At 37.9% G+C, this 25,400-nt stretch carries 18 protein-coding genes; 13 read left to right on the top strand and 5 right to left on the bottom strand.

The features are described 5' to 3' along the window. Window positions 1-29: 29 nt before the first annotated feature. From OL225_RS16275 to OL225_RS16225, 11 genes are all read left to right on the top strand, one after another. Complete coding sequence (locus OL225_RS16275) at window positions 30-3,188, top strand: efflux RND transporter permease subunit (protein WP_264518932.1); 3,159 nt, start codon at window positions 30-32, stop codon at window positions 3,186-3,188. Beyond that, window positions 3,175-4,590 (top strand): efflux transporter outer membrane subunit, encoded by a 1,416-nt coding sequence (locus OL225_RS16270; RefSeq protein WP_264518931.1) that lies wholly within the window; start codon window positions 3,175-3,177, stop codon window positions 4,588-4,590. The genes OL225_RS16275 and OL225_RS16270 overlap by 14 nt, the downstream gene beginning before the upstream one ends. A gap of 256 nt (window positions 4,591-4,846) precedes the next feature. Further along, on the top strand, window positions 4,847-5,425 hold the full coding sequence (locus OL225_RS16265) for a DUF4840 domain-containing protein (RefSeq protein WP_047376647.1): 579 nt from the start codon (window positions 4,847-4,849) through the stop codon (window positions 5,423-5,425). Between the two features lie 99 nt (window positions 5,426-5,524). Next, window positions 5,525-6,091 (top strand): RNA polymerase sigma factor, encoded by a 567-nt coding sequence (locus tag OL225_RS16260; protein WP_047376083.1) that lies wholly within the window; start codon window positions 5,525-5,527, stop codon window positions 6,089-6,091. Further along, complete coding sequence (locus tag OL225_RS16255; RefSeq protein WP_264518930.1) at window positions 6,084-7,481, top strand: porin family protein; 1,398 nt, start codon at window positions 6,084-6,086, stop codon at window positions 7,479-7,481. Before OL225_RS16260 ends, OL225_RS16255 begins: the two co-directional genes overlap by 8 nt. Before the next feature lie 44 nt (window positions 7,482-7,525). Then, window positions 7,526-8,488, top strand: a complete 963-nt coding sequence (locus OL225_RS16250) for a T9SS type A sorting domain-containing protein (RefSeq protein ID WP_264518929.1) — start codon at window positions 7,526-7,528, stop codon at window positions 8,486-8,488. Between the two features lie 940 nt (window positions 8,489-9,428). Continuing rightward, the gene (locus tag OL225_RS16245; RefSeq protein WP_264518928.1) at window positions 9,429-10,313 is read left to right on the top strand and encodes a DUF3347 domain-containing protein; all 885 of its coding nucleotides are present in this window, start codon (window positions 9,429-9,431) and stop codon (window positions 10,311-10,313) included. A gap of 30 nt (window positions 10,314-10,343) precedes the next feature. Further along, the gene (locus OL225_RS16240) at window positions 10,344-10,997 is read left to right on the top strand and encodes a DUF3347 domain-containing protein (protein ID WP_264518927.1); all 654 of its coding nucleotides are present in this window, start codon (window positions 10,344-10,346) and stop codon (window positions 10,995-10,997) included. Between the two features lie 2 nt (window positions 10,998-10,999). Continuing rightward, on the top strand, window positions 11,000-11,461 hold the full coding sequence (locus OL225_RS16235) for a heme-binding domain-containing protein (RefSeq protein ID WP_264518926.1): 462 nt from the start codon (window positions 11,000-11,002) through the stop codon (window positions 11,459-11,461). Between the two features lie 10 nt (window positions 11,462-11,471). Beyond that, window positions 11,472-13,772: a multicopper oxidase domain-containing protein gene (locus OL225_RS16230; RefSeq protein ID WP_264518925.1), complete on the top strand. Its 2,301-nt coding sequence runs from the start codon at window positions 11,472-11,474 to the stop codon at window positions 13,770-13,772. A gap of 228 nt (window positions 13,773-14,000) precedes the next feature. Beyond that, on the top strand, window positions 14,001-15,536 hold the full coding sequence (locus OL225_RS16225; protein ID WP_264518924.1) for a YifB family Mg chelatase-like AAA ATPase: 1,536 nt from the start codon (window positions 14,001-14,003) through the stop codon (window positions 15,534-15,536). Between the two features lie 30 nt (window positions 15,537-15,566). On the opposite strand, the gene OL225_RS16220 is transcribed toward OL225_RS16225, so the two are convergent. Then, the gene (locus OL225_RS16220) at window positions 15,567-16,499 is read right to left on the bottom strand and encodes an MBL fold metallo-hydrolase (RefSeq protein WP_264518923.1); all 933 of its coding nucleotides are present in this window, start codon (window positions 16,497-16,499) and stop codon (window positions 15,567-15,569) included. Window positions 16,500-17,053: 554 nt separating this feature from the next. On the opposite strand from OL225_RS16220, the gene OL225_RS16215 reads away from it, so the two are divergent. Next, window positions 17,054-20,161 carry a non-ribosomal peptide synthetase gene (locus tag OL225_RS16215; RefSeq protein ID WP_264518922.1) on the top strand — a complete coding sequence of 1,036 codons (3,108 nt, stop codon included), beginning with the start codon at window positions 17,054-17,056 and terminating at the stop codon, window positions 20,159-20,161. Window positions 20,162-20,233: 72 nt separating this feature from the next. Here the strand turns inward: OL225_RS16215 and OL225_RS16210 are convergent, their stop codons facing one another. From OL225_RS16210 to OL225_RS16200, 3 genes are all read right to left on the bottom strand, one after another. Next, window positions 20,234-21,460, bottom strand: a complete 1,227-nt coding sequence (locus OL225_RS16210) for a spondin domain-containing protein (RefSeq protein ID WP_264518921.1) — start codon at window positions 21,458-21,460, stop codon at window positions 20,234-20,236. Between the two features lie 132 nt (window positions 21,461-21,592). After that, the gene (locus tag OL225_RS16205; RefSeq protein WP_264518920.1) at window positions 21,593-22,069 is read right to left on the bottom strand and encodes a YdeI/OmpD-associated family protein; all 477 of its coding nucleotides are present in this window, start codon (window positions 22,067-22,069) and stop codon (window positions 21,593-21,595) included. Between the two features lie 81 nt (window positions 22,070-22,150). After that, window positions 22,151-24,355 carry a S46 family peptidase gene (locus OL225_RS16200; RefSeq protein ID WP_052184661.1) on the bottom strand — a complete coding sequence of 735 codons (2,205 nt, stop codon included), beginning with the start codon at window positions 24,353-24,355 and terminating at the stop codon, window positions 22,151-22,153. 86 nt (window positions 24,356-24,441) lie between these two features. Here OL225_RS16200 and OL225_RS16195 point away from each other — a divergent pair, with 86 nt between their 5' ends. Then, entirely contained in the window at window positions 24,442-24,876 is a 435-nt protein-coding gene (locus OL225_RS16195) for an META domain-containing protein (RefSeq protein WP_264518919.1), read from the top strand. Window positions 24,877-24,980: 104 nt separating this feature from the next. On the opposite strand, the gene OL225_RS16190 is transcribed toward OL225_RS16195, so the two are convergent. Next, on the bottom strand, window positions 24,981-25,400 hold the full coding sequence (locus OL225_RS16190; RefSeq protein WP_047376105.1) for a hypothetical protein: 420 nt from the start codon (window positions 25,398-25,400) through the stop codon (window positions 24,981-24,983).

Here is a 25,400-nt window from a genome sequence, read left to right as displayed (position 1 = left end):
TTGTATAACCATTCTTAGAAAATTCAAAAATGTTAAAAAAGATAATAGACCGTCCGGTACTGGCGACGGTAATATCCCTTATCATCGTTATTTTAGGGATTATAGGATTAAACCAGCTGGCGGTGACTAGGTTCCCGGACATTTCTCCGCCTACGATTACTGTTTCAGGATCGTATCCGGGAGGAAATAGCGAAACGGTGATCCGTTCTGTGGTAACGCCGCTGGAAGAGCAGATCAATGGAGTGGAAGACATGGAATACATGAAATCCACAGCGAGTAATGATGGTACATTCTCCATCTCCATTATATTCAAACAGGGAGTTAATGCCGATCAAGCAGCTGTAAACGTACAGAACAGAGTACAGCAGGCCACTCCGATACTTCCGCAGGAGGTAGTGAGAATGGGATTAACCACATCCAAGCAGCAGAACAGTATGGTGTTGATTTTCAATATTTATACTGAAGATAACAAACAATATGATGAAACTTTCCTTCAGAACTACGCGAATATCAACCTTATTCCGCAGGTTAAAAGGGTGAAAGGAGTAGGGCAGGCCATGGTTTTCGGGTTGAAGGATTATTCCATGAGAATATGGCTTAACCCTCAGAAAATGTCATCCTACGGACTTGAACCGGCAGATGTTTCCAGAGCAATAGCAGACCACAGTTTAGAATCTGCTCCGGGTAAATTGGGAGAAGAATCTGATGCTGCGTTAGAATATGTAATCAGATATAAAGGAAAAAAGAACAAGCCGGAACAATATGAAAATATTATCGTTAAAAATACCGGAAGCCAGGTCATAAGGTTAAAAGATGTAGCCCGTGTAGAATTCGGAGCCATTTCCAATACAGGAGATAACCTTTCTAATGGGAAGAATGCGGTTACTGTAGCTATTATGCAGACTACAGGATCCAATGCCAATCAGATTGAAATAGGAGTAAACAAAGCCCTTGATCAATTATCGAAATCATTCCCTCCGGGTATTAAATATACGAAGGTAATGAGCACCAAAGAAAGATTGGATGAGGCCACAGGACAGGTAAAATCTACTTTGATAGAAGCATTTATTCTGGTGTTTATCGTTGTATTTATTTTCTTGCAGGATTTCAGATCTACGATTATTCCGGCAGTGGCGGTTCCGGTAGCCATTATCGGTACATTCTTCTTCCTTCTGGTTTTAGGGTTTACGATTAATGTTTTGACACTTTTTGCCCTTGTACTGGCCATCGGGATTGTAGTGGATGATGCCATTGTAGTGGTGGAAGCCGTCCACAGTAATATGGAAGGAACAGATCTTTCAGGAAGAGAGGCTACCCACAAGGCGATGAGTGAGATTACAGGAGCGGTGATTTCTATTACATTAGTGATGTCAGCGGTATTTATTCCAATCGGATTTATGTCCGGTTCGGCAGGATTATTCTATAAGCAGTTTGCCTATACATTAGCAATAGCGATCATCATTTCAGCGGTTAACGCATTGACTTTAACCCCTGCTTTATGTGCTGTGTTTTTGAAAAACAATCATTCAGGAGAAGGTAAAAAGCCAAAAGGATTCGGGCAAAGATTTGCGCTAGCATTCAATGCAGGATTTAATAATATGACCAACCGTTATGCAAAAGGAGTTCGTTTCTTAATAGGACGAAAATGGATTGCAGGAGGATTAATCGTAGCCGTTATCGGTGTTGCAGGATGGCTGATGTCAAGCACGCCTAAAAGTTTTGTGCCGATGGAAGATGACGGATTCTTTATGTACACTTTAAGCATGCCTCCTGGAACAGCATTGACAAAAACTACGGAAGTTTCCAATAAGATTAATAAAATCTTAAAAGATGTAGATGCAGTTCAGGAAAATACTTCCATTACAGGATTCAACCTGCTTAGTAATAGTGCAGGACCGGCTTACGCAATGGGGTTTGTTAAGCTGAAACCTAAAAAGGAAAGAGGTGAGATTCAGGATATCCAGGAGGTTGTAGATATGGCGAATGCAAAATTAGGAGCGATCAGAGAAGGAAGTGTAATGACTTTCAGATCACCTCCGGTAGAAGGATACGGAATGACGAACGATGCCGAAATTGTGCTTCAGGACCGTATGGGTAGAAACCCTCAGGTTCTTAAAGCTAAAGCGGACGAACTGATCGGTCAGCTAATGCAGGTTCCCGAAGTAGCATTTGCCTACACAATGTTCAGGGCGGATTATCCCCAAATGGAGCTTGAAGTGAATGAAGATAAAGCAAAACAGCTTGGAGTAAGCATTTCAAACTTGTTGGGAACTGTTCAGACCTATTTCTCAGGAGACCAGTCTCAGAATTTTTCAAGATTCGGGAAATTCTACAGAGTGAATATTAAGGCGGATGGAGTTTTCAGAATGGATGAGCAGGCTTTCAATGATATATTCGTAAAGAATGACAAAGGAGATATGGTGCCGGCGAATACCCTTATTACTTTGAAAAAAGTCTACGGTCCGGAATCTGTTCAGCGTTACAATCTTTATAACTCATTAAATATCAACGTATCTCCAAAGCCAGGAGTAAGTAACGGAGAGTTGATGGGCAAACTGGAACAAACTTTAAGCAAATTACCGTCTGATTACAGCTACGAATGGACTGGATTGAGTTTAGAAGAAAAATCCGCAGGAAATCAAACGATTGCCATCTTTGGACTGTGTTTACTTTTTGTATACCTGCTTCTGGCAGCTCAATATGAAAGTTATATTCTTCCTTTAGCCGTAATGCTTTCCATCCCAACGGGAATTGTAGGGGCGTTCTTAGGAATAAAAGCGATTGGACTGGATAATAATATCTATGTACAGGTTGGATTGATCATGCTTATTGGTTTATTAGCCAAAAATGCAATTCTTATTGTAGAATTTGCCATACAAAGGCGAAAAGCAGGTCTTTCCATTCTGGATTCCGCGCTGGAAGGAGCAAAGGCGAGATTACGTCCCATTATCATGACTTCCTTAGCCTTTATTGTAGGGATGATTCCGCTGATGATTTCTACAGGAGGAATGGCTTCAGGAAACAAATCAATCAGTACAAGTGCTGCCATGGGAATGCTGAGCGGCGTGGTTTTAGGAGTTTTTGTAATTCCTGTACTATACATGTTCTTTCAATATCTGGATGAGAAATTCTCTGCCAAAAAGAAGTATAATACGATAGAAAATCAATTGACAAATGAGAATATTTAATATAAAGAATTTCCTTATTTCAGGCGCAATGGCATCACTTCTGGTGTCTTGTGCCGTAGGGAAAAAATATACAAGAACAGACCTTCAGGTTCCCGAAACCTACAAAGAATCTGTACAGGTAACAGGAGATACTGTAGTGCTTCCATGGAAAACCTTTTTCAAAGATCCTAAGCTGATAGGATTAATAGATAAAGCTCTTTCCAGAAATAATGAAGTGAATGTAGCCCTGAAAAACATAGAACAGCTGGACCTGATCTATAAACAGGCTAAGCTGGGTCTGATGCCAACACTGGATTTAACTGCCGGAGCGAATAGAAGCTGGGCTTCCAAAAATACCCTTAACGGCTCTCTTAATGAACAGTTTGTAGGGACCAAATATATGGATGATTTTAATGCTGCCCTAAAGCTTTCCTGGGAAATAGATATTTGGGGAAAAGCTAAAATGCAGAAAGAATCCGCTGCAGCAGAATATTTTGGGCAAAAAGAAAATCTGAATGCCATCAAAAGCAGGATTGTAGTTCAGGTGGCTCAGGCTTATTATAACCTTATCAGTCTTGATGAACAGCTGAAAATAGCTGAGCAGAATATTGAACTTAGTGACAATACCCTTAAAATGATGAATCTTCAGTTTACAGCAGGCCAGATTAATTCACTGGCTGTTCAGCAGTCAGAAGCGCAAAAGAAAACTGCGGAACTGTTGATCCCTTTGGCAAAACAGAATATTTCCATTCAGGAAAATGCATTGAGTATTCTTTGTGGAGAATATCCGGCTAAAATAGAAAGAGAAGGAAACCTTAAAACAATGATTCCTGAAAACAAATTGTCAGAAGGATTACCCGCACAGCTACTGAGCCGCAGACCGGATCTGAAGGTGGCAGAATTTAACGTAATCAGTTTGAATTCTAAAACCGGGCTGGCAAAAGCAGCAATGTATCCAAGCATAAGCCTGAGCCCGCAGATAGGAGTAAATTCCAATAAATTCAGTTCATGGTTTGACATCCCGGGCTCTATTACCAAGGCAATCGCAGCGAATCTTGCAGCTCCCATTTTTCAGAAAAAACAACTGAAAACGGCTTATGAGACCGCATTGCTTGAACAGGAAAAAGCAGCCATCAATTTTAAACAGTCTGTAATGACCGCTGTTGGAGAGGTATCCGATGCCATGGCCAAGTCTAAAGGCGCTTCAGAAAGACTGCAGCTTTTAGAGCAGAGAACCGCTATTCTTGATAAAGGAATCAATGATGCCCTGAAACTTTATAAAAGTGGAATGGCAACCTATCTTGAAGTCATTACAGCTCAGAACAATAAACTTCAGAATGATCTGGAAACCATTAATGTAACCCTTGAAAGGTTAAATGCAGAAGTAGACCTGTACAGATCACTGGGCGGTGGAGTAGAATAAAATGTAAAAATGATAAATAATAAAGGAAGCTACATCATATAGCTTCCTTTTTTGTTATTTCTGAAGGTAAATACCATTTAATTTTAACATCAGGTCCGAAATTTGCAGAGAAGTGATGAAATTTTATATTCATTAAATCAATGGTTTATGAAAAATTTTATCTTTTTTTCAAAAATAGATGCAAGATTTTTGAAAAGTGAGATTTATATAGATGAGTACTCGAAAATAATTAATGTTTAACGAAAAAAATAATGCAATGAAAAGATTGACAGTACCCCGATTTTTTATAACAGTTTTAATGGTTTTAATAGGATTTACTCTATCCTCATGTAACGATAATGATGGTCCGGACATCCCTCCTGTAAAAATAGAAGATTTAAAAGGAAACTATAAAGGTAAGCTGGTTATTGTACAGGGAAATAGTAAAAGAGAAGGAATAAAAGAGTTTAAAGTAAAAAAAGATACGATCTCATTTGCTGAATTTCCGGTTGCCGAAATTGTAAAAACAGTAGTGAAGGACCCGGCAAAAGCAGAAGCTGCCTTGAAGACAATGGGAAAAGTGAAGTATGAGGTTAAGTATGCCGCAGTAATTAACACTGCAAATAATGTGATAGAACTTACTTTGGCCCCAAAAGTTATGGAACTTCAGATCCCTGTAGACGGAGTGAATAAAAAGACCGTTGTAGAATTTGTAGCAAAACAAAAAGGATATTATGTAGGATTGGACCAGACGCTGAGGTATGCTATAACAGCAGAAAAAATTACAGTAGATGGTACATTGGTTACCCCTTATGAGGTAATTGATTATAATTTTCCATTCTGTATAAAAAATTAATTAATAGATATTATCATCAATGGATTGCGCTTTATTACTAAGATGCAATCTATTTTTGCTTGACAGTTTATAACATCCCACTGGGTATGGCGGCATTATATGGAAGAAAGTAAAGAACAGATTTTGGTAAAGCACCTTCTGAAGAAGGAGGAAGCTGCCTGGAAAGAGCTTTTTGGAGCTTATTCCGGAAATCTGGCCTATGTCTGCTCCCGTTATATAGCTGAGAAAGAAGATGTTCATGATGTATTGCAAAACAGTTTTATCAAAATGTTCCGTTCGATAGAATCTTTTGAGTACAGGGGAAGTGGTTCTTTAAAAGCCTGGATGACCCGTATCACTGTCAATGAATCTTTGAAACATATCAAACAAAAAGGAGATTTTAAATCTGCGGTGGAAGTAGATGATCTTCCGGATATTCCTAATGAAGAAGAACCAGACTTTGAAGAGATTCCGCGTGATAATATTATGATGATGATAAAATCTCTTCCTGAAGGGTACAGAACTGTTTTTAACCTGTATGTATTCGAGAAAAAAAGCCATAAGGAGATTGCCGGACTGCTGGGAATTGCAGAAAATTCTTCTGCATCTCAGTTTCACCGTGCAAAAGGACTGCTTGTTCAGCAAATAAAAGAATTTAAAATGTCAAAAAAAGCACAATATGAATAACGAATGGCTAAATAACCTGCGAAGCAGAATGGATGACCATGAAGAGGACGTTCCGGAGGAATTGTGGGATGACATCAAAGATGAACTATTCGCCGGGGAAGAAAATAACAGCATTCCCGGGTTTATTCCTGAAATTCATGAAGGTGCTACGAAGAAAGAAAAGGAAATAAATGTAGGCCGAAAATCTTTGTTTTATCAGATTGGAGGTATTGCAGCAGCCATTGCACTGATATTTTTGCTCATAAAAATACTGCCACAGGATGATACAGAAAAAAGAATGTCTCAGAAACCGGCAGATATAGTAAACGAAAAGGAAAGAAATTCTTTAAAACCTATAGAAACTGAACATAATTCAGGCGGAGAACCGAAATCAGGAACAGGAGATTTTTTAGCAGACAATATAGTAAATACAGGATATTCGGAGAAAATTACAGCACAGAGATATGCTGAGAGAAGAGCGGAAAATCAAGCGGAAAATAATCAAAAAATCCAGGATATTTTCAAACTTCCCACAGCATCAGAATCTTTTCAACAGGAAAGCAGAATTGCTCAGAAAGTCCCTTCTGTTGATGATACAGTAAAAGAATCTACAGAACAGCAGACTTCTGATGAGGTTCTTTTTAAAGAGGAGAAGCCAAAAGAAATCTATGCTGAAAATACAAAACTAAATAGATCAAAATCCCGCGATAAAAAGTCGTGGATGCTGAGTATGCTTACAGGAAATGTTGCTTCCAACTCTGCAGAACAGCAGTTCCCGGGCTATGCTTCCATTACTGGAAAAGCAATGAATGTTGAGCAGGTATTTACTACATCCGAGCATCATGATGATCCCCTTACAGCCATATTGCTTGCCAATCAGAGCCAGCCGGTAGAAGCGAGAATCAGGCATAAAGTGCCGGTAACATTTGGGTTATCACTTTACTACAATTTAGGAAAAAGATGGGGAATAGGAACGGGACTGAACTATACCAAACTGTCTTCTGAACTGCATTCCGGAACTGAGAACAATTATATTAAAGGAGATCAGACGGTTCATTATATAGGAATTCCTGTTCAGGTTAATTATAATGTCATTCAGAAAGGCCGGTTTACAGGATATGTTACAGGTGGGGCACTCCTGGAAAAACCTGTATCGGGAAGTGTTACAACAACCTACGTAGTGAATGATGAAATAAAGGAGACTTCAAAGGAAAGTCTTGATCACAAACCGTTGCAGTTTTCTGTTAACACTGCAGTAGGATTTCAGCTGAAGGTCATAGACAAAGTTGGAATTTATGCAGAACCGGGAATAGGATATCATTTTAAGGAGGAAAATGCTCCTAATACCATTTATAAAGAGAAACCGCTTCATTTTAACATGAAATTCGGGATCAGAGTACTGTTGGATTAATGTAGAGGCTTTTTAAGACCAAAATCACACTTAATAATCTATATATGAAAACAAAACTAATTTTTTTAGTGTTTTTATTATTCAGTATTCTGGATATAAAAGCACAGTGTACCCCTACAATTACCAGTCCGAGGCTTGGACAGAAATATCCGGGAACCATCTTGTTCTGTGATGTGGAAGATGAAATAATTTCTACCACACAGACGTATGGAAGCTACCAATGGTACAAGCAGGAATGGACCTGGCAGACACCTAACAACAACCCTTGGGTAGCCATTCCGGGAGCCACATCACAGCAGTTAACCGTTAGTGGTAATGACCAACTGAATTATTTTAAAGTTAAAGTTACAGACGGAGACTGTACCGCGGAAAGTACTGCAGTATTTGCAGATGGATTTGTCTATGGTCTGCCGGCAATGATGACTACTTATACTCCCGGAACTTATCAGGATAATGGGGGAATAGTGAATGTGTGCAACGGGGCTTCTGTACAATTTGATAATATATTTCCGGTTGTATATGGCAAACATACCTGGTTCAGATGTGTGCCAAGCAGTAATCCTCCGGTATTGGGAGATCCTTGTATCATCCCTGGAGTGGTAGGAGATACTTATGTTGCGACAAGTTCCGGAAAATATGGGTTTTATGCCTGTACAGAATACTGCCCGGATCAATGTCAGATGCTGGATCCGTTTGCCTTTGTGGAAGTGAATTTCGGAAATTGGGACTTCTGCAATAATCTGGGAACAGGAGAGGTGAAGAGTAAGGATAATAATCTGAAAATTTACCCTAATCCTACGGCGCAGCATCTTTATATCGGAAAAGAATCAGATAAAATGTATAAGGAAGTTACCATTATAGATATGTCCGGAAAGCTTGTTCTGAAGAAAAATGACCATCAGTACAATCAGGCGATTGATGTAAGTCAGCTTGTGCCAGGAAACTATATCATTGTTTCTAAAAGCACAGATGGAAAAGAGTATAAAAACAGATTTATAAAAAAATAGGATTACATAGTCTGAATGTGTTAAAATATTGATTGTGGGAAGGAAGAATGGATGTCAGAAGAGGGATGTTCCTTGTATTGAAGAAGAACTAAAGTATTTTTTACTTTACGCTCAATAGATAAAGTTTCATCCTTGTTAATCTAATGACGGTCATAATTACCCCAAAAGGAGCCCTCTCTTTCGGGCATCCGCTTCCTGACTCACATTGGGTATTTTATCCTGAATTCAGATGAAATAATCTCTTTCGTTAGTTTTTAATAATGGTTGGATCGGTACAATTTTTTTGTGCCGATTTTTTTATTTTACAACCGGCAGAGTTTTTTGTTGTGGGGTTTTGTGGCCCATTTTAACATGATTTTTTTTCATAAATAATTGAGATTTCTGCAGAAAATTTCTCAAAAAATAATTTTATAAAAAGATCTAAATGATAAATATTGTAACTTTGTTTTGTTGAAAACTTATAACAAACATATTGGTCACATTTTTATCCTATGTCTGGTGCTTTTCCTAGTACCAAACTTAGGCTTTGCGTGTACCAAGAAAAATATAAAAAAGGATGAAACCTTAGGTTATAAGTGCGCAACCAGTAATTTTTCTAATAAATTCTGCTGCGAACCGGGTTATTGTAAAAAAGACAGGGACCATAGTGACTGCAATGGCAAATGTAAACACAATTCCTGCCGATGCGGAACTGTGATCTCACTAGTAGGGCTTCCTGTTATGGCCGATCTGAAAATTAAAAATCATTTCAGAGAAGAAAAGAAACTTAAATTTAGTTTTAGTCAGACCTATTATTCTTCAGGTTTTTCTTCTATCTGGCAACCTCCCAAAATAGGATAACAATCTGGTTTTACAGCCAGAAATACGTCTTGTCGAAAGCAAATTTTTTGTTTTCGGACAATCTGTTGTATTCCCATTATTAATTTTTTAAAATCAAAAAATGAAATCATTATCAAAAATATTGATGGTAATTGCTGTATTACTATCATACACCATAAGCTTTGCACAGATAAAAAACGCAAAGAAAGAGACTGTAAAAATATTGGGCAACTGTGATATGTGTAAAGCCAATATTGAAAAAGCAGGAAATCTAAAGAATATTTCATCAGTAGTATGGAATAAGGACACAAAAATGGCTGCACTGAGTTATGATGCCCAAAAAACAAATGAAGAGGAAATACTTAAGCGCATTGCATTAGCCGGCTATGACAGTGAAAAATTCTTAGCACCAGATGATGCCTACCAAAAATTAGCAGGCTGCTGCCAATACAAAAGAGAGCTAAAACCTGCCGGTATGAGCAAAGATCAAGGAATGAATATGAATATTGAACATGGAGATCATGATCACAGCAAAATGACTCAGGCCAGTAGTACTGAAAATAAAAACAACTCTCAGCTTAAGGCAGTTTTCGACAATTATTTTTCCTTAAAAGATGCTCTTGTAAATACTGATGCAGGAACATCATCAACTAAAGCTGCCTCTTTGGAAAAAGCTATTCAAAATGTTGAAATGGGGAAACTATCCAGCGAAGAACATACTGTTTGGATGAAAGTTTTAAAAGAACTTACAGCGCAGGCAGAAAAGATTGCAGCTGCCAAAGACATCTCAAAACAGAGAGACTTTTTTGCGCTTCTGTCTGAAAATATTTATGCCCTTGCAAAAGTTTCAAAACAGGAAGAACCAGTGTATTACCAGCATTGTCCAATGTTTAATAACGGAAAAGGAGCTAATTGGCTTAGTAAAGAAGAGACCATCAAGAATCCTTTTTATGGGTCCAAAATGCTTACTTGTGGAAGTGTTCAGGAAACTATCAATAACAAATAACAAAGAGCTTTAAAAGTAAATATCAATACAATGAAAAATATAGTTTTATCAATCATCGTATCAACAACTGCTGCATTAACAGTTGTTTCCTGCAAAAAATCCCCAAATAAAAACAGTGAATTAAAGGTACAGGACAGCACATCCTTATCTGAAACAAAAACATTACCGCAACATGATTCAGTGGTTTCTGCAGAACAGGTAACTGCTCCGGTTCAGAAAACTGAAACTCCTAAAATGCAGGATCAGTCCCAAAATTTTAGCATTGAATCTACTGTTAAAGATTATTTAGCCCTTAAAAATGCACTTGTAGCGGATAATGATAAAAGTGCAGCCAGTGCAGCTAAACAATTACTGACGACCTTAAAGAATATTGATATTAACAGTATTCCCGCTGCTAAGCAAAAAGAATATAAAGAAATAGCAGATGATGCTAAAGAAAATGCTGAACATATCGGTGATAATGCAGGAAAGATTGATCATCAGCGGGAGCATCTTGCTTTTTTAAGTAAAGATGTTTCAGACCTTATCGCGCTATTTGGCAGTTCACAAAAGCTGTATCAGGATCATTGCCCGATGTTTAATGACGGTAAAGGAGCTGTGTGGATCAGTGAAACCAAAGCAATTAAAAACCCTTATTATGGAAATCAGATGCTAAGTTGTGGTTCTGTGAAAAGAGAGTTCTGAAAATGAAGCAGATACTAAAAAGAATTTTGGTATTTGCCCTGTTTATTTTTATTGCAATACAGTTTTATCAGCCCGCTTTTAATACAGATAAAGGTGAGGCTGTTACAAAAGATTTTACAAAAGTCTATAAAATGCCGGCTGAAGTAAAAACTTTGTTTCAGAATTCTTGCTATGACTGCCATAGTAACAATACCAATTACGCCTGGTACGATTACATACAGCCCGCAAGGATACTTGTAGAAGATCATATTAAAAACGCAAAAAATGATCTGAATTTCAGTGAATGGGATACTTACTCAAACCGAAAGCAGGAAAGATTGCTGAATTCAATAAAAGAACAGATTGTAAACAGAAAAATGCCATTGTCATCCTATACAGTAATGCACAGGAAAGCAAAACTGAATGATAATGAAATTAAAACAATAGCCGATTGGCTAAACGCGCAGAACAAAGTTTATGAATAAAAATAGAACAATGAATATACTTCAGAATATCATAATAAAGTTACTTCAGGCAATTTTGATACTTCTCTGCTGGCAGGGTATTTTTGCACAAAAAGTAGTAAGATATGAGCTGTATGTAAAAGATACACTGGTCAACTACGCCGGGAAAGAAAAAAGAGCCATATCGGTCAACGGGCAAATTCCAATGCCTACTCTTACTTTTACAGAAGGAGATACCGCTGAGATTGTGGTACACAATCAGTTGAAAGAGAGCACATCATTACACTGGCATGGAATATTTTTACCCAATAAAGAAGATGGGGTACCATGGCTGACACAAAAGCCTATAAAACCGGGAGCCACCTATACCTATCGTTTCCCGATTATTCAACATGGAACACACTGGTATCATTCACATTCCGGGCTTCAGGAGCAGATTGGGATGTACGGAAGTTTCATCATGAAAAAAAGAGAAGATGACAAAACCTTCAGAAAAGGAATTGATGATCTGCCCACTGTTCCCATTATTTTAAGCGAATGGACGAACCTGAACCCAGATAATATCAACAGGATGCTGCATAACGCTAACGACTGGGCGGCAATTAAGAAAAATGCTACGCAGTCTTATGTGGAAGCCATTAAAGAAGGACATTTTAAAACAAAACTTACCAATGAGTGGAAGCGCATGCTGGCAATGGATGTAAGTGATGTATATTATGATAAGGTATTAATCAATGGAAACAATAGTACAGATTTAAAAACTGTAGATGGGAAAGAACTAAAAGCAGGAGATAAAGTACGGTTAAGAATATCAAATGGCGGAGCCTCTTCTTATTTCTGGCTGCGCTATGCTGGAGGTAAAATTACCGTTGTAGCCAATGATGGTAATGATGTGGAACCTGTAGAAGTAGACAGACTGATCATAGCTGTTTCCGAAACCTATGATATTGTAGTAACGATTCCTCAGGATGGTGTTGCCTATGAATTTTTAGCTACTACAGAAGACAGAACCCAGTCTGCAAGCTACTTTGTAGGTAATGGAATAAAACAGCTCATTTCTCCTCTTCCCAAACTTAAATATTTTGAAGGAATGAAAATGATGAATGATATGATGAAAATGAATGGAGACCTGAATGATATGGGAATGAAAATGAGCCTCAACCAAATGGATATGAATGTGGTTATGTATCCTGAAATCACAGGAGACGGAAGCCGGAAACAGGATCACAGCCAGCATAATATGAAGGCAGATAAAGAAATGGATAAGGAAATGAACATGGATACTAATGCCAGCAAGTATAATGCTAATGCCTTAGGTGATATTAAAACCCTGAATTATGCCATGCTGCAATCTCCTTATAACACGGAACTTCCCAAAAATGCTCCTGTAAAAGAATTAAAGTTTACCCTTACAGGAAATATGAACCGATATGTATGGAGTATGGACAACAAAATTTTATCAGAAACGGATAAAATCCCGGTGAAGAAAGGTGAAATATTACGGATCACGATCTATAACAATTCGATGATGAGACATCCGATGCACTTACACGGTTTTGATTTCAGGGTAATAAATGGAAAGGGAGAGAAGTCGCCTCTGAAGAATGTACTGGATGTAATGCCCATGGAAACCGATACTATTGAGTTTCTGGCCAATGAAGAAGGAGACTGGTTCTTTCACTGCCATATTCTTTATCATATGATGGCAGGAATGAATAGGGTCTTCGCTGTAGATGATTATAAAAACCCTTATTTGCCAGACAAAAAAGAGGCATATAATATGCTTCAAAAAGAAAGTAACATGCCCCATTTCATGATTCAGAACGACTTTGCAACCAATGGAAATGACGGAGATGCAATGCTTCAGAATGCAAGATGGAACCTCTCTACAGAATGGCGTTTAGGATACAATAATATGCATGGATATGAAGTAGAAACCCATTTGGGAAGATATATTGGTAAAATGCAGTGGTTTATGCCGTTTGTGGGATTTGACTGGCGTTATAGGAAAATGGGAATTGATGAACAGGAAAAAAATATCTTTGGACAAAAAAATGAAAAAGATACCCGAAGAGCAGTTAGCTTAGGTTTTGTATATACCCTTCCGATGCTGGTCAACTTTCAGGCAGAAGTATACCATGACGGGATCGTTCGTTTACAGTTGATGAGAGAAGATATTCCGATCTCAAAACGATTGAGAGGTGGCTTTATGGTCAATACCGACAAAGAGTACATGACCGAATTAAAGTATATTCTTAATAAAAATGTGAGTATTCGTGCACACTATGACAGTGATATGGGATGGGGAGCAGGAATTTCTTTAGCCTATTAAAAGAAAAACTTTACAAGTGGATTATTAATTTGCAACAATTGATAATTTATGAGAAATACATTCAAAGAGCAGTTATTTAATAGCTGCTCTTTTTTTATAGGAAGGGTCTTTTCAATATCTGTTTTTCGTAATATCTTTTTCAATATATCCATTCAACTAGAATATCATTCATGTAAATATCAGATTTTCAAAATAGTATATTCATTATTTTTACTTCAAAAACACACCATGCTGATCAAAATTTATGGAAGTGCCATTCATGGAGTGGCTGCACAGACAATAACAATTGAAGTGAATGTAGATACCGGCGGAGTAGGATACCATCTGGTGGGGCTTCCTGATAATGCCATTAAAGAAAGCAGCTATAGAATCTCTGCCGCATTGAAAAATGTAGGATATAAAATTCCCGGAAAGAAAATCACCATCAATATGGCTCCTGCGGATCTCAGAAAAGAAGGTTCTGCCTATGATCTGAGTATTGCGATTGGTATTTTAGCAGCTTCAGATCAGATTTTGGCGGAGGAAATTGAAAATTATATTATTATGGGTGAACTTTCTCTTGATGGAAGCCTGCAGCCTATCAAAGGAGTTTTGCCTATTGCTATCCAGAGTAGGGAAGAGGGTTTCAAAGGAATTATTCTTCCTATACAGAATGCCAGAGAAGCCGCTATTGTAAATGATCTCGAAGTATATGGAGTAGAAAATATAAGAGAAGTGATTGATTTTTTTAATGAAGGAAAACCTCTTAACAGGATTACGCTGGATACCCGGAAAGAATTTCATGAGAAAATTAATGATTTTCCTTTCGATTTCTCTGAAGTTAAAGGCCAGGAAACAGCCAAAAGAGCAATGGAAGTGGCTGCCGCAGGAGGACATAATATCATTCTCATAGGCCCCCCCGGAAGCGGAAAGACCATGCTGGCTAAAAGGGTTCCCAGTATTTTACCTCCATTGACTCTGAAAGAAGCTTTAGAAACAACAAAAATTCACTCTGTAGCTGGAAAAATAGGAACCGAAGCTTCATTAATGACCGTTCGCCCCTTCAGATCTCCCCATCATACAATTTCTGATGTTGCCCTGGTGGGCGGCGGAAGCTATCCGCAGCCCGGTGAGATTTCCCTCGCACATAACGGTGTATTATTTCTTGACGAGATGCCTGAATTTAAAAGAACGGTACTCGAAGTGATGAGACAGCCTCTGGAAGACAGGGAAGTGACCATTTCAAGAGCCAGATTTACAGTGAATTATCCTGCAAGTTTTATGTTAGTAGCCTCTATGAATCCCAGCCCAAGCGGATTCTTTCCCGATGACCCAAACAATACCTCATCTGTTTATGAAATGCAGCGGTACATGAATAAACTTTCAGGACCGCTTTTGGACAGGATTGATATTCATATTGAAGTGCAGAAAGTGGAGTTTGAGCAGCTTTCTGAAAAAAGAAAAGGGGAAAAAAGTAAGGATATCAGAAATCGGGTATTGAAAGCCAGAGATATTCAGAATGCAAGATACCAAAGCCTCAATATCAGCAGTAATGCCCAGATAGGACCTAAAGAAATTGAGAAATTTTGCGAATTGGATGAAAACTCTTTCGGACTCATCAAGCTGGCGATGGAAAAACTTAATCTTTCGGCAAGAGCTTATGACAGAATCCTGAAAGTAGCAAGAACAATCGCTGACCTTGAAGAATCTGAGAATATACTGTCTCACCATATTTCCGAAGCCATACAATACAGAAGTCTGGACCGGGAATTCTGGAATGGATAACAGATTCAGACTTCTGTTGGTGAAATAATGTTACAGGGCATTTATTTCCTGATCTATTTTAAGGTTGATCAAAAAAGGATGGTTGTAAACTTTAGGAACCCATTGAAACTGGTTATTTACTTTATTAATATACCCAATACCCGGCCATGGAAGATGAGCGGAGCAAATAAGTGTTCTGTTTTTAAAGCAATTTTCAAGAACTTTCTTACGGGTTTCAACGCCTGTTTCAAAATCAATATCCCATTGTGTTCCCCAGTCAGGTTTTGCAATAAGAAGAGGAGAATGGAAAACATCTACTACATTGGTAATGGATATATCCCCATCATTCACTGTATAAATAATATGTCCCGGAGTGTGTCCCGGAGCAGCATGTGTCTGAATACAGGAGAATAATTGATCTCCCATTTCAAATTTCGTAAGTCGGCTGTCTATAGCAGAAAGGACTTTTCTAACCAAAGGAATGCTTGGCTTTCCACCTTCCGGGTTTTTGCTTTTCTGAAAGTCCGGTTCATTACTCGTCCAGAATTCAAATTCCTGCCTGGAAATATAATAATCTGCATTCGGAAATACAGCTTCATTATCCTTAGAAAGAATTCCTCCGATATGATCTCTGTGAGCATGGGTAAGCAGAATATCTGTTATGGATTCCGGTGTAAATCCGGCTGCTGTAAGGCTGTGTAATAATTGTCCTGCGTTTTCATCATCATAAAACCCTTCTCCGGTGTCTATTAAAATAATACGGTCAGCTTTTTTGACAAGCATTACATTAATAGGAGCTTCATAATAAGAGTCTGATAAATAAAGATTTCGGAGTTCATTTTTTACCCTATTTTCAGGAATATCGGGAGCTAAAATAGGCTGGTGATAGCCAATACCAAAATAGCCGTCAGAAAGTATAAAAATATCCAGTTCATTGCATGGAATATGTATGAATCCATGGTTTCTTTTCAGGTTTTGATCCATATTAAAATGAAGTGTGTTTTATTGTTCACAAATTTAGAGAATATTCCAATACGGTGGCCGTATTAAAAACGGATACAGAAGAATGCTGTTTTTGATGATGCAATAAATTGTAATTCTGTTTTTTATTTTCCATTTCTTCCAGAATATCAATTCCGGAATGTGGTAGATGATAGTAATTATGTAACGCATAGGTTAAAATATTATGTTAAGTTTGATTGCCAAATTATTAAAAATATTACATTATGAAAATAAAATTTTTAAATTCAGAATAAAAATTTACTTCTAATTTCTGAAAGATATCTGCAATATATTCTTTCTTCTTTCCGACTGCAATAAATAACGTTTTGAGTGCTGTTTCCCGTTCTGCTTATGGAGTAGATCGCTTAAGATTCTGCATCATTCCGTTTTTAAAATTTTTATGAAAACACATTTATTAAATAAGCTGTGGCTATACCTTGCGTCCTGTTGTTTCTTTGTTTCACAGAGATTAAAACAACTTTACATAGAGTTAAAGCCATTGATTGCAAATTTTTAAATCAAATCAAATTATTATTATGTCAAACACAATTCCCTCATTAGAAAATCTATCATCGGGTTCACCAGTATTATTGTCCTCTGAAGATAGAGATAAGTTACTCAACAGGTTCAATAAAACAGGCTGGGACTATCATCATGAAGAAACATTAGAATCTCTTTTCCGTAAGCAGGCACTCCTTTATCCCGATAAAACTGCCATTGTTTATCAGGATCAGGAGATCACGTACCGTGACTTAGATCAGAGAAGTAACCAGATTGCTAATCTATTATTGAGCCATGGTATCAAAGAAGGCAAGTATGTTCCTATTTGGCTGGACCGTTCTTTAGAATGGATTGTTGCAGTTCTAGGCGTGATCAAAATAGGAGCAGCGTATGTTCCTATAGATCCTGCTTACCCCGCTAAAAGAGTAGAATTTATTCTTTCAGATACCGCTGCCGATATTATTCTTACCAATCAAAATCTTGAAACCCTTTTATCTGGAACAGAAAGAACAAAAGTATTTGATCTGAGCAGTATGGAGAATCTTAATCATTTATCTTCAGATGCCCCGGAAATTAAAATTCATCAGAACAGCCTGGCATATACAATTTATACTTCAGGTTCTACAGGAAAACCGAAAGGAGTAATGGTAAGCCATCAGGCTATTCAGCACCTGGTAACCTGGCATAATCATCATTTTCACGTGGATCAAAGTTCAAAACTGACTCTTGTAGCAGGATTGGCATTTGATATATCTGTATGGGAAACCTGGTCGGCACTTACTTCTGGGGCAACTCTGTTTATTGCAGATAATGAAGACAGAACAGATGCTCATGCATTGGTGGATTTCTACAGGAGAAATCAGATTACACATGGTTTTGTTCCCTCTGTTTTAGGTCCGCCGGTTGTTAATGATACCAGAAATTATCCTGATCTGAAATTGAAATATCTCTTTACCGGAGGTGAAAAACTGAAGCCCGTACTTACTACTGAGCTAAGTTATGAGTTGATAGATTATTATGGGCCAACGGAATGTACTGTATTTGCAACTTTTAAAAAAGTGAAAGATATCAATGGAAAATATGTCTCTTCAATAGGGAAACCCATTGCCAACGCAAAAGCCTATATTTTAGGTGAGAATATGGAATTGCTGCCAGTAGGAGCTGTAGGAGAGCTATGTATCGGAGGAAATATTTTAGCGAATGGATATCTTAATAATGAAGAACTTACAGATTCTAAATTTATTGATAATCCATTCCGGGAAACCGAAAAACTGTATCGTACCGGAGATCTTGCCAAATGGAGGCCGGACGGAGATATTGAATTCCTTGGAAGAATAGATAATCAGGTGAAAATCCGTGGGTTCCGGGTTGAATTAGGAGAAATAGAACGCACATTGCTTCAGCAGAAAGATGTTAAAGAGGCGGTGGTCATTAGCAGAGATACAGAAGGAAACAGTAAATATCTGATTGCCTTTATCGTTTCCAAACCTGAAGCTGAAAAAGACATTTCAACAGTTAGAAATGCATTGAAAGAAGAACTTCCGGGTTATATGATTCCTGCCCAGATTATTTTTATAGATAAAATTCCGTTGACGGCAAATGGCAAAACAGATGCTCAGGCTTTAAAAGATCTGGCAGATAAAGAAGCGAAAGAACTTGTTTCATTTGAACCGCCAACCAACGAGACAGAAAGGATTGTTGCAGATATCTGGTCTTCAGCTCTGGAACGTTCTGTGATTAATATTACAGATAATTTCTTTGATATTGGTGGAAACTCGCTGTTGGTGGCAACAGTTGCTGTAGCATTGCAAAGAAAACTGGATGTAAAAGTATATCTGCGGGATATTTATCAGTTTCCGGTATTGCAGGAGCTCTCAGAAGCTCTTATAACCAGATCCAGAGAAATGAGGGAAGCCATGCCGGTAGAAGATGTAGAACCTTATGTTGCTTTGCAGAAGGATGTTTATCTTGCTCCGGGAACTGTTTTTGCAGGCGGATTTGATCCTAAACAGATAGAAAATCCCGCCACAATATTTTTAACCGGAGTTACGGGATTTGTAGGAATTCATCTTTTACAGGAGCTTCTGGATACTACAAATGCTGATGTTTACTGTCTTGTAAGAGCTCAGGATCAATTTCATGCGATGGAAAAGATTGAGAGATGTTTTAAACAATACCACATTACTCAAAAAGAAGAACAGAAATCGAGAATTATTCCCGTAATCGGAGATCTGGCGTTGCCGGCTTTAGGATTGTCAGAAGAAATATTCACAAAACTGGCAAAACAGACTGATCTGATTTACCATTCCGGAAGTTCCGTAAACTTCATTGAACCTTATTCTTACATGAAAGCTCCCAATGTAGAAGGATTAAGAGAAATCATCAAATTGGCCGGAGCAGAAAGGACCAAATGTCTTGCCTTATTATCCACCATTTCAGTATACAGCTGGGGGCATGTGTTTACAGGAAAAACAGTGATGCTGGAGTCTGATGATATTGAGCAGAATTTAATGTCTGTAAGCAAAGACATTGGTTATGTAAGAAGCAAATGGGTAATGGAGGCCGTCGCAGATCTAGCTGCAAAAGAAGGTCTGCCATTGATTACTTATCGTCTTGGATATGCAATGTGCCACAGTGAAACAGGAGCAAGTGCTTCCTACCAGTGGTGGTCCGGATTGGTGAAAAACTGTATAGAATTCAAATCTTATCCTGCATTGACTGAGCTTAGAGAAGGTCTTATCACGGTAGATTATATGACGAAATCTATGGCTCATATCACAAAAAATAAAGAGGCAATAGGGAAAAAATTTAATTTGATAGCCCGCCCGGAAACCAATCTTACGTTGGAAGGCTTCTTTGGGCTTATGAAAAAGTATTATCCTTTTACCCTGAAAGATCTTCCTTATAAAGAGTGGAGAAAGCAGTGGGAAGATGACAGTAAAAATCGGTTGTATCCACTGACAAGCCTTTTCAGGGACAATATGCATGAAGGCTTATCCACCGTAGAGCTTTATCAGAATACCTACATCTGGGATTGTTCCAATGTAATTCAGTTTCTGGAGGGTTCAGGTATTCAGGAACCCGTATTTGATAAAAAAGTACTGGATTCCTATTTGAAATATCTTGGAATTCCAGTCGAATAATATTACAGATTATTAAAATTCCAGGCAGTTATGCCTGGAATTTTTAATTGTATGATCTTTTAAATCTGAAAATTAATTCACGGTTACTTTAATCACATTCTGAACAGCAGGAACAGAATATTGGTTTCCTACTTTTGAAATAATTTTATTTTCACTCTGCGGAGTGCCACCGAATAATGCCTGATGATTTCCGGCTCCCGGATATTGGTCAATCCCTGTTCCGGAATCAAATAATGAAGTTTTTGAACTAATATCTCCCTTGGTATTTGCATCAATGCTCTGTTCATTGGCATAGAACCAGTCATTGGAAAATCCAAACATGGTTACATAAGCTATTTTATCCCCGGGTTCAGCATTAAAGCTTGTTGTTACTTTGCTTCCTGGTGCTACAGGAGCGTTCCCGGCAACATATACACCTCTTATAGCAGAGAGAGATTTCAGGCTGTTTTGAAGCTTGGTTACATTTCCAAACTGTGCAATATCTTTCAATCCCATTCCGCTGTCAGGTTGACCTAATTCATAAATAGGATTTTTGTCACCACGGTAAACAACTATCAAAGCAGGAGAAAGGCCGGTCATAATTCCTGTGTTGACATTCAGTTTTGTCATCATTTTACTGATATTCCCCATCTGGGCAATATCCGTGATTTCCGGATTTGATAAAGCATTAGGAGTAAAAAAAGGAGCGTTGTTCAGCAGCTGGGAGCCATTGTAGTTGGAAACAGCCCATACTCCGGGAGAAAAAGGAGTTTCATTAGCTGTTCCGCCAGATGTATTGGTAATGGTGAGGGTAAACTCTGAGGTTACATCATTGTAAGCAAGATTGAGCTTCATAAGCTGTGAAGCATTTACGTTAGGAACCTGCATAATAGGCTTGCTTTCTGCCTGTCCCGTTGTGTCATCTTTGGTTCCGTTATCCCACAGTCGTACACTTGAAGAAACATCCCCGGTAATGGCATTTCCATTAGTGTCAAACAGTTTGATACCAGGCTGTTGGGAAGCAAAAAACCAGTCTTTTGAAGCACCATACATGGTAGCAAACATTAAGGCCTGTGTTTTTCCTGCGCTGAATTTAACAGAAACAGATTGTCCGGGCAAAATAATAGGAGAAGTTCCTGTTCCCTGAAAACTTCCGCTTTCTACAAAATCTTTAGGAGTTACCACATTTTCAAACGTGATAGTTCTTTGAAAAGACATATCCGTCATCATGTCATTATCCGAATCACTGCATGAAGAAAGAGTAAATGCAGCTAGAGTAGCTGCCACTAAAACCGATGTTCTGAAAATAAACTTGTTCATAAAAGTAAATTTTTTATAGTTATAAATGATATCTGTAACTATAGTCGGCTACTTTTTGAGAACCTGACAAAAAATATTTTCTTTTATTCAATTTTTTTAATGTACAGCTTTCGGGAGTGAAAACAGAATGATTTATATCCCCTTTTTCCCATCTAAAATCATCTGAATCATTTTAATCTTTCTGTTTTCTCTTGTTTCCTGTTTTTTAGCCTCTTCTATCCAGCGGATATATTCCTTTTTGTGGGTATAGCTCATCTTGTCAAACAATGCCTTTGCTTCGGGGTTTTCATTAAAAACAGAAACGACATCTTCAGCAATCTCAACCACTCTCTCTTCTTTATCTTCAGTAAGGGAAACGGAAACCTTATCTCCGAAAGTTTTCCCAAGCTGTTTCCTGATCTCCTGTGTAAGTCCTAAAATATGACAATCTGATTTCATTTTGGCAAGGCTTCCGCGGTATTCAACTTTATCATCAAAAACGGCTTTAATTTTTACCTGTCCTTTTTTATGAAACAGTTCTTCTGTAGAAAAAGGAAATTCTACAAACGCCGCATTCATCTCTCCGTTTTGCTGAATAACAGCTGTGAATTCAATAGGCTTAGGGTTCATGATAAAATATTTTTAATAGTCAAAAATAAAAAAACCGTGAAATTTACTTTCACGGTTTCAAAAATATATCAGATAAGATAATTATTTTTTAACTTTCTTAGGCGTTGTTGTAGTACCTGAGTTTTTAGTTTTTGTATCAGCTGGAGTGTTTTCACCTCTTACAAGCTTCAACTCGTCAACTAATCTTCTTGCACCGGCAAACTTATCAATTGTCCAAAGAACAAAACGAACGTCTACGTTGATAGTTTTCTGCCATTCCTGCTCGAATACGATATCACCGCTTAATGCTTCGCTGTTACCATCAAAAGCAATACCGATAAGGTTTCCGTCTCCATCAATTACCGGAGAACCAGAGTTCCCACCTGTAATATCATTGTTAGAAAGGAAGTTTACAGGCATATAACCTGCTGCATCAGCATACTGTCCGAAATCTTTAAGGTTGTAAAGGTCGATTACTCTTTGAGGAAGATCAAACTCTTCATCACCTTTCTTGTATTTTCCAACAAGACCAGTCATGTCTGTATAATAGTTATCAGTAATACCGAAATAGTTTCTGTCATTTCTGATAGGTAATTTATCTACAGTACCGTAAGTTAATCTCATAGTAGAGTTAGCATCCGGGTAGAATTTTTTCTCAGGCATAGCCTTCATAAGACCTGCTAAAAACAAACGGTTATTTTTTGCAAAATTATCGTCTACTTTAACATATCTTTCTGCGCTCATTTTTTGATCAGCAACGATACCGTTAGCTACTTTCCAAAGTGGATCAGCATCAAGTTTCAATGCATCAGGATTCAATAAGAAGTTCGTTGCAGAAGTTTTGTTAGCAAAGATTGAAGAATAAGCTAAATTAGAAACTGTTTTAGCATCCAATCCTAAAATAGTAGCAGAAGCAACCTCTGGATTTTTAACTCTTGCTTGGTAAAGTCCGGTCATAGACGCAAGCATATCTCCCTCTAAAGAAGGGCTGAAGTTCTCATAAGCAGCTTTGATAGCGGCTTCAGTTTTAGCCTTCATTGCAAGTCTTCCCTGCATATCCTGAGCAGCATAAGCTTTCAATACAGAACCTACCTGCAGAGCAAGAGACATATATTTTACATTTCTTGAGAATTGTGAAGCATAGTTTCTTTCAACATTTCTTTCAGAAACCTGCTTGTAATACATTCCAATATCTTCTAAGATACCATCATAAGCTTCATTTCCAGACATCATTGACCATTTTTTGAAGATCTCTTCAGTTTTTTGTTTGTCAGTGATTGTTCCGTTTTGCTCTACGGCATCAATAGTTCCTTGTCTGTTTTTCCAGTAGTTGGCTACTGAAGCATATTGAGAAGCATAGTTAAGCTGAGTTGCTTTATCCTTATCCATGTACTTTTTCATTACATCCATGGCAAGTTTAGAAGCCTCAACCCAAGCCGGGTAGTCTTTGTTTACCATTTGCTGAATTCCGTAAGAAGTCAGGTAACGGTTTGTTCTTCCAGGGTAACCTAAGATCATTGAAAAATCACCAGGCTTAATTCCCTTAAGAGAAACCGGAAGGAAATGTTTAGGCTTCAAAGGAGTATTGCTTGGAGAATATTCAGCAGGGTTTCCTGCAGCATCAGCATATACTCTGAAAACAGTGAAGTCTGCAGTGTGTCTTGGCCATTCCCAGTTGTCTGTATCTCCTCCGAATTTTCCTAATGATGAAGGGGGAGCACCTACTAATCTGATGTCTTTATAATCCTGATATACGAAATAGTAGAATTCATTTCCGTTGAAGAAATCTCTCACCACTACAGTATATTTTCCGTTCTCAGAGTTTTCTGTCTGGATGGCTTTTGTTTCTGCATCAATAACAGCTTTTCTCTCAGCTCCGGTCATATTGTTGTTTAGTTTAGAAGTGATTCTCTGCGTAGCATCATCCATTCTTACTAAAAATCTTACATAAAGATCCTTTGCATTGAATTCGTCTTTCTGCTTCATAGCCCAGAAACCGTTCTTCAAATAATCTTTTTCTGGTGTAGAAGCCGCAGCTACAGCACCGTAACCACAGTGGTGGTTTGTGAATATAAGTCCTTTATCAGAAACAATCTCACCTGTACAGAAACCACCGAAACTTACGATAGCATCTTTTAAGCTTGAATTGTTTACAGAATAAATTTCTTCAGGCGTAAGGTGTAGACCCTCTTTTTGCATATCAACACCGTTAAGTCTTTTGATGAGCATTAGCAGCCACATCCCCTCATCCGCCCTCATCTGAGCAAAGCCCAGTAAGAAAGTGAATAGTAGAAATAGTCTTTTCATTTTATAAAATAATTTTTGTGTCGCTAATTTACTAATTTTTACGAGATTCTGTCCCGGATTGGTATGAAAATGGGATGATAACCCACATGAAAAAGATACTATTGTCCATTTTTGCAGTTTTACTTTTAGGAATCGTTTTAAATTGTTCCTCTGTGCCGGATAAAAATCCTGCTCTTCAAAGGCAGTGGATGCTGGTTTCTTTTGCTGGTTTTTCAAAAGATCAGCTGATTGCTAATAAAGCTGAAATGAACCTGACAGCCAGTATGGTTGATGGTAAAATTCAAGGAAGCGCTTATATGGGATGTAATCAGATGTCTTTTGTTTCCGAATTTAAAAAAGGAGGTAAAGTAAAGATTTCAAACGGAATCAGTACGATGAAAGCCTGTCAGGATATGAATCTTGAAACATCTTTTCAGAAAAAAATTGAGACGATGACTAAGTATTCTATTGAAGGACATTTTCTTACCTTATCCGATGATCAGGGAAATATAATGAAGTTTGTAGCTGCTGATTGGGATTAATAATACCTTTTTACAATACAAAAGTCCGCCTTACAGCGGACTTCTTTGTTTGAAAAATCTAGTTTGGTTATCAGCTTTTTGCGGTTATTAGCTTTTGAGAGTCATTAGTTTTTGGGAATTGTCTTTTTTATGTCTTCCAGGGTTGCTGTGTTAGGCAGCCCGGTAACTGTCATTTTTGTGTTCCTAGAATTTATAGTATTGTGATATGCCTGTCGGTTGGGGATTGTTTTCTTTATATCTTCAAGACTTGCGGTATTAGGGAGAAGCTTTCCTGAATTGTCAGCTGCTGCTTTGGGTTTGGAATCCTGTTTTTTTACTTCAAGTCCATGATCGGAAACAAGACCTGAGTTGGCCGTTTTCTTTTCATTGTTTTCCTTAGCTTCCTGCATTAGTTTTGCCTGTTGTTCCTGTGCCTGTTTTACAACCAGTGTTTGATCTTCTTCTTTCGGAGCGGCCTTCTTATTTTCCTGAGCATAGATAATAGTGCTTAGGAATAATAACGGGATAATATATGCTATTTTCAT

The organism is Chryseobacterium viscerum (assembly GCF_025949665.1).
Taxonomy (GTDB): Bacteria; Bacteroidota; Bacteroidia; order Flavobacteriales; family Weeksellaceae; genus Chryseobacterium; species Chryseobacterium viscerum_A.
This window is presented reverse-complemented; position numbering and strand designations above follow the sequence as displayed.

Bases quoted from the DNA above. Each gene is read 5' to 3' on its own strand.
- OL225_RS16275 (WP_264518932.1), top strand. From the start codon at position 30: ATGTTAAAAAAGATAATAGACCGTCCGGTACTGGCGACGGTAATATCC.
- OL225_RS16270 (WP_264518931.1), top strand. From the start codon at position 3,175: ATGAGAATATTTAATATAAAGAATTTCCTTATTTCAGGCGCAATGGCA.
- OL225_RS16265 (WP_047376647.1), top strand. From the start codon at position 4,847: ATGAAAAGATTGACAGTACCCCGATTTTTTATAACAGTTTTAATGGTT.
- OL225_RS16260 (WP_047376083.1), top strand. From the start codon at position 5,525: ATGGAAGAAAGTAAAGAACAGATTTTGGTAAAGCACCTTCTGAAGAAG.
- OL225_RS16255 (WP_264518930.1), top strand. From the start codon at position 6,084: ATGAATAACGAATGGCTAAATAACCTGCGAAGCAGAATGGATGACCAT.
- OL225_RS16250 (WP_264518929.1), top strand. From the start codon at position 7,526: ATGAAAACAAAACTAATTTTTTTAGTGTTTTTATTATTCAGTATTCTG.
- OL225_RS16245 (WP_264518928.1), top strand. From the start codon at position 9,429: ATGAAATCATTATCAAAAATATTGATGGTAATTGCTGTATTACTATCA.
- OL225_RS16240 (WP_264518927.1), top strand. From the start codon at position 10,344: ATGAAAAATATAGTTTTATCAATCATCGTATCAACAACTGCTGCATTA.
- OL225_RS16235 (WP_264518926.1), top strand. From the start codon at position 11,000: ATGAAGCAGATACTAAAAAGAATTTTGGTATTTGCCCTGTTTATTTTT.
- OL225_RS16230 (WP_264518925.1), top strand. From the start codon at position 11,472: ATGAATATACTTCAGAATATCATAATAAAGTTACTTCAGGCAATTTTG.
- OL225_RS16225 (WP_264518924.1), top strand. From the start codon at position 14,001: ATGCTGATCAAAATTTATGGAAGTGCCATTCATGGAGTGGCTGCACAG.
- OL225_RS16220 (WP_264518923.1), bottom strand. From the start codon at position 16,499: ATGGATCAAAACCTGAAAAGAAACCATGGATTCATACATATTCCATGC.
- OL225_RS16215 (WP_264518922.1), top strand. From the start codon at position 17,054: ATGTCAAACACAATTCCCTCATTAGAAAATCTATCATCGGGTTCACCA.
- OL225_RS16210 (WP_264518921.1), bottom strand. From the start codon at position 21,460: ATGAACAAGTTTATTTTCAGAACATCGGTTTTAGTGGCAGCTACTCTA.
- OL225_RS16205 (WP_264518920.1), bottom strand. From the start codon at position 22,069: ATGAACCCTAAGCCTATTGAATTCACAGCTGTTATTCAGCAAAACGGA.
- OL225_RS16200 (WP_052184661.1), bottom strand. From the start codon at position 24,355: ATGAAAAGACTATTTCTACTATTCACTTTCTTACTGGGCTTTGCTCAG.
- OL225_RS16195 (WP_264518919.1), top strand. From the start codon at position 24,442: ATGAAAAAGATACTATTGTCCATTTTTGCAGTTTTACTTTTAGGAATC.
- OL225_RS16190 (WP_047376105.1), bottom strand. From the start codon at position 25,400: ATGAAAATAGCATATATTATCCCGTTATTATTCCTAAGCACTATTATC.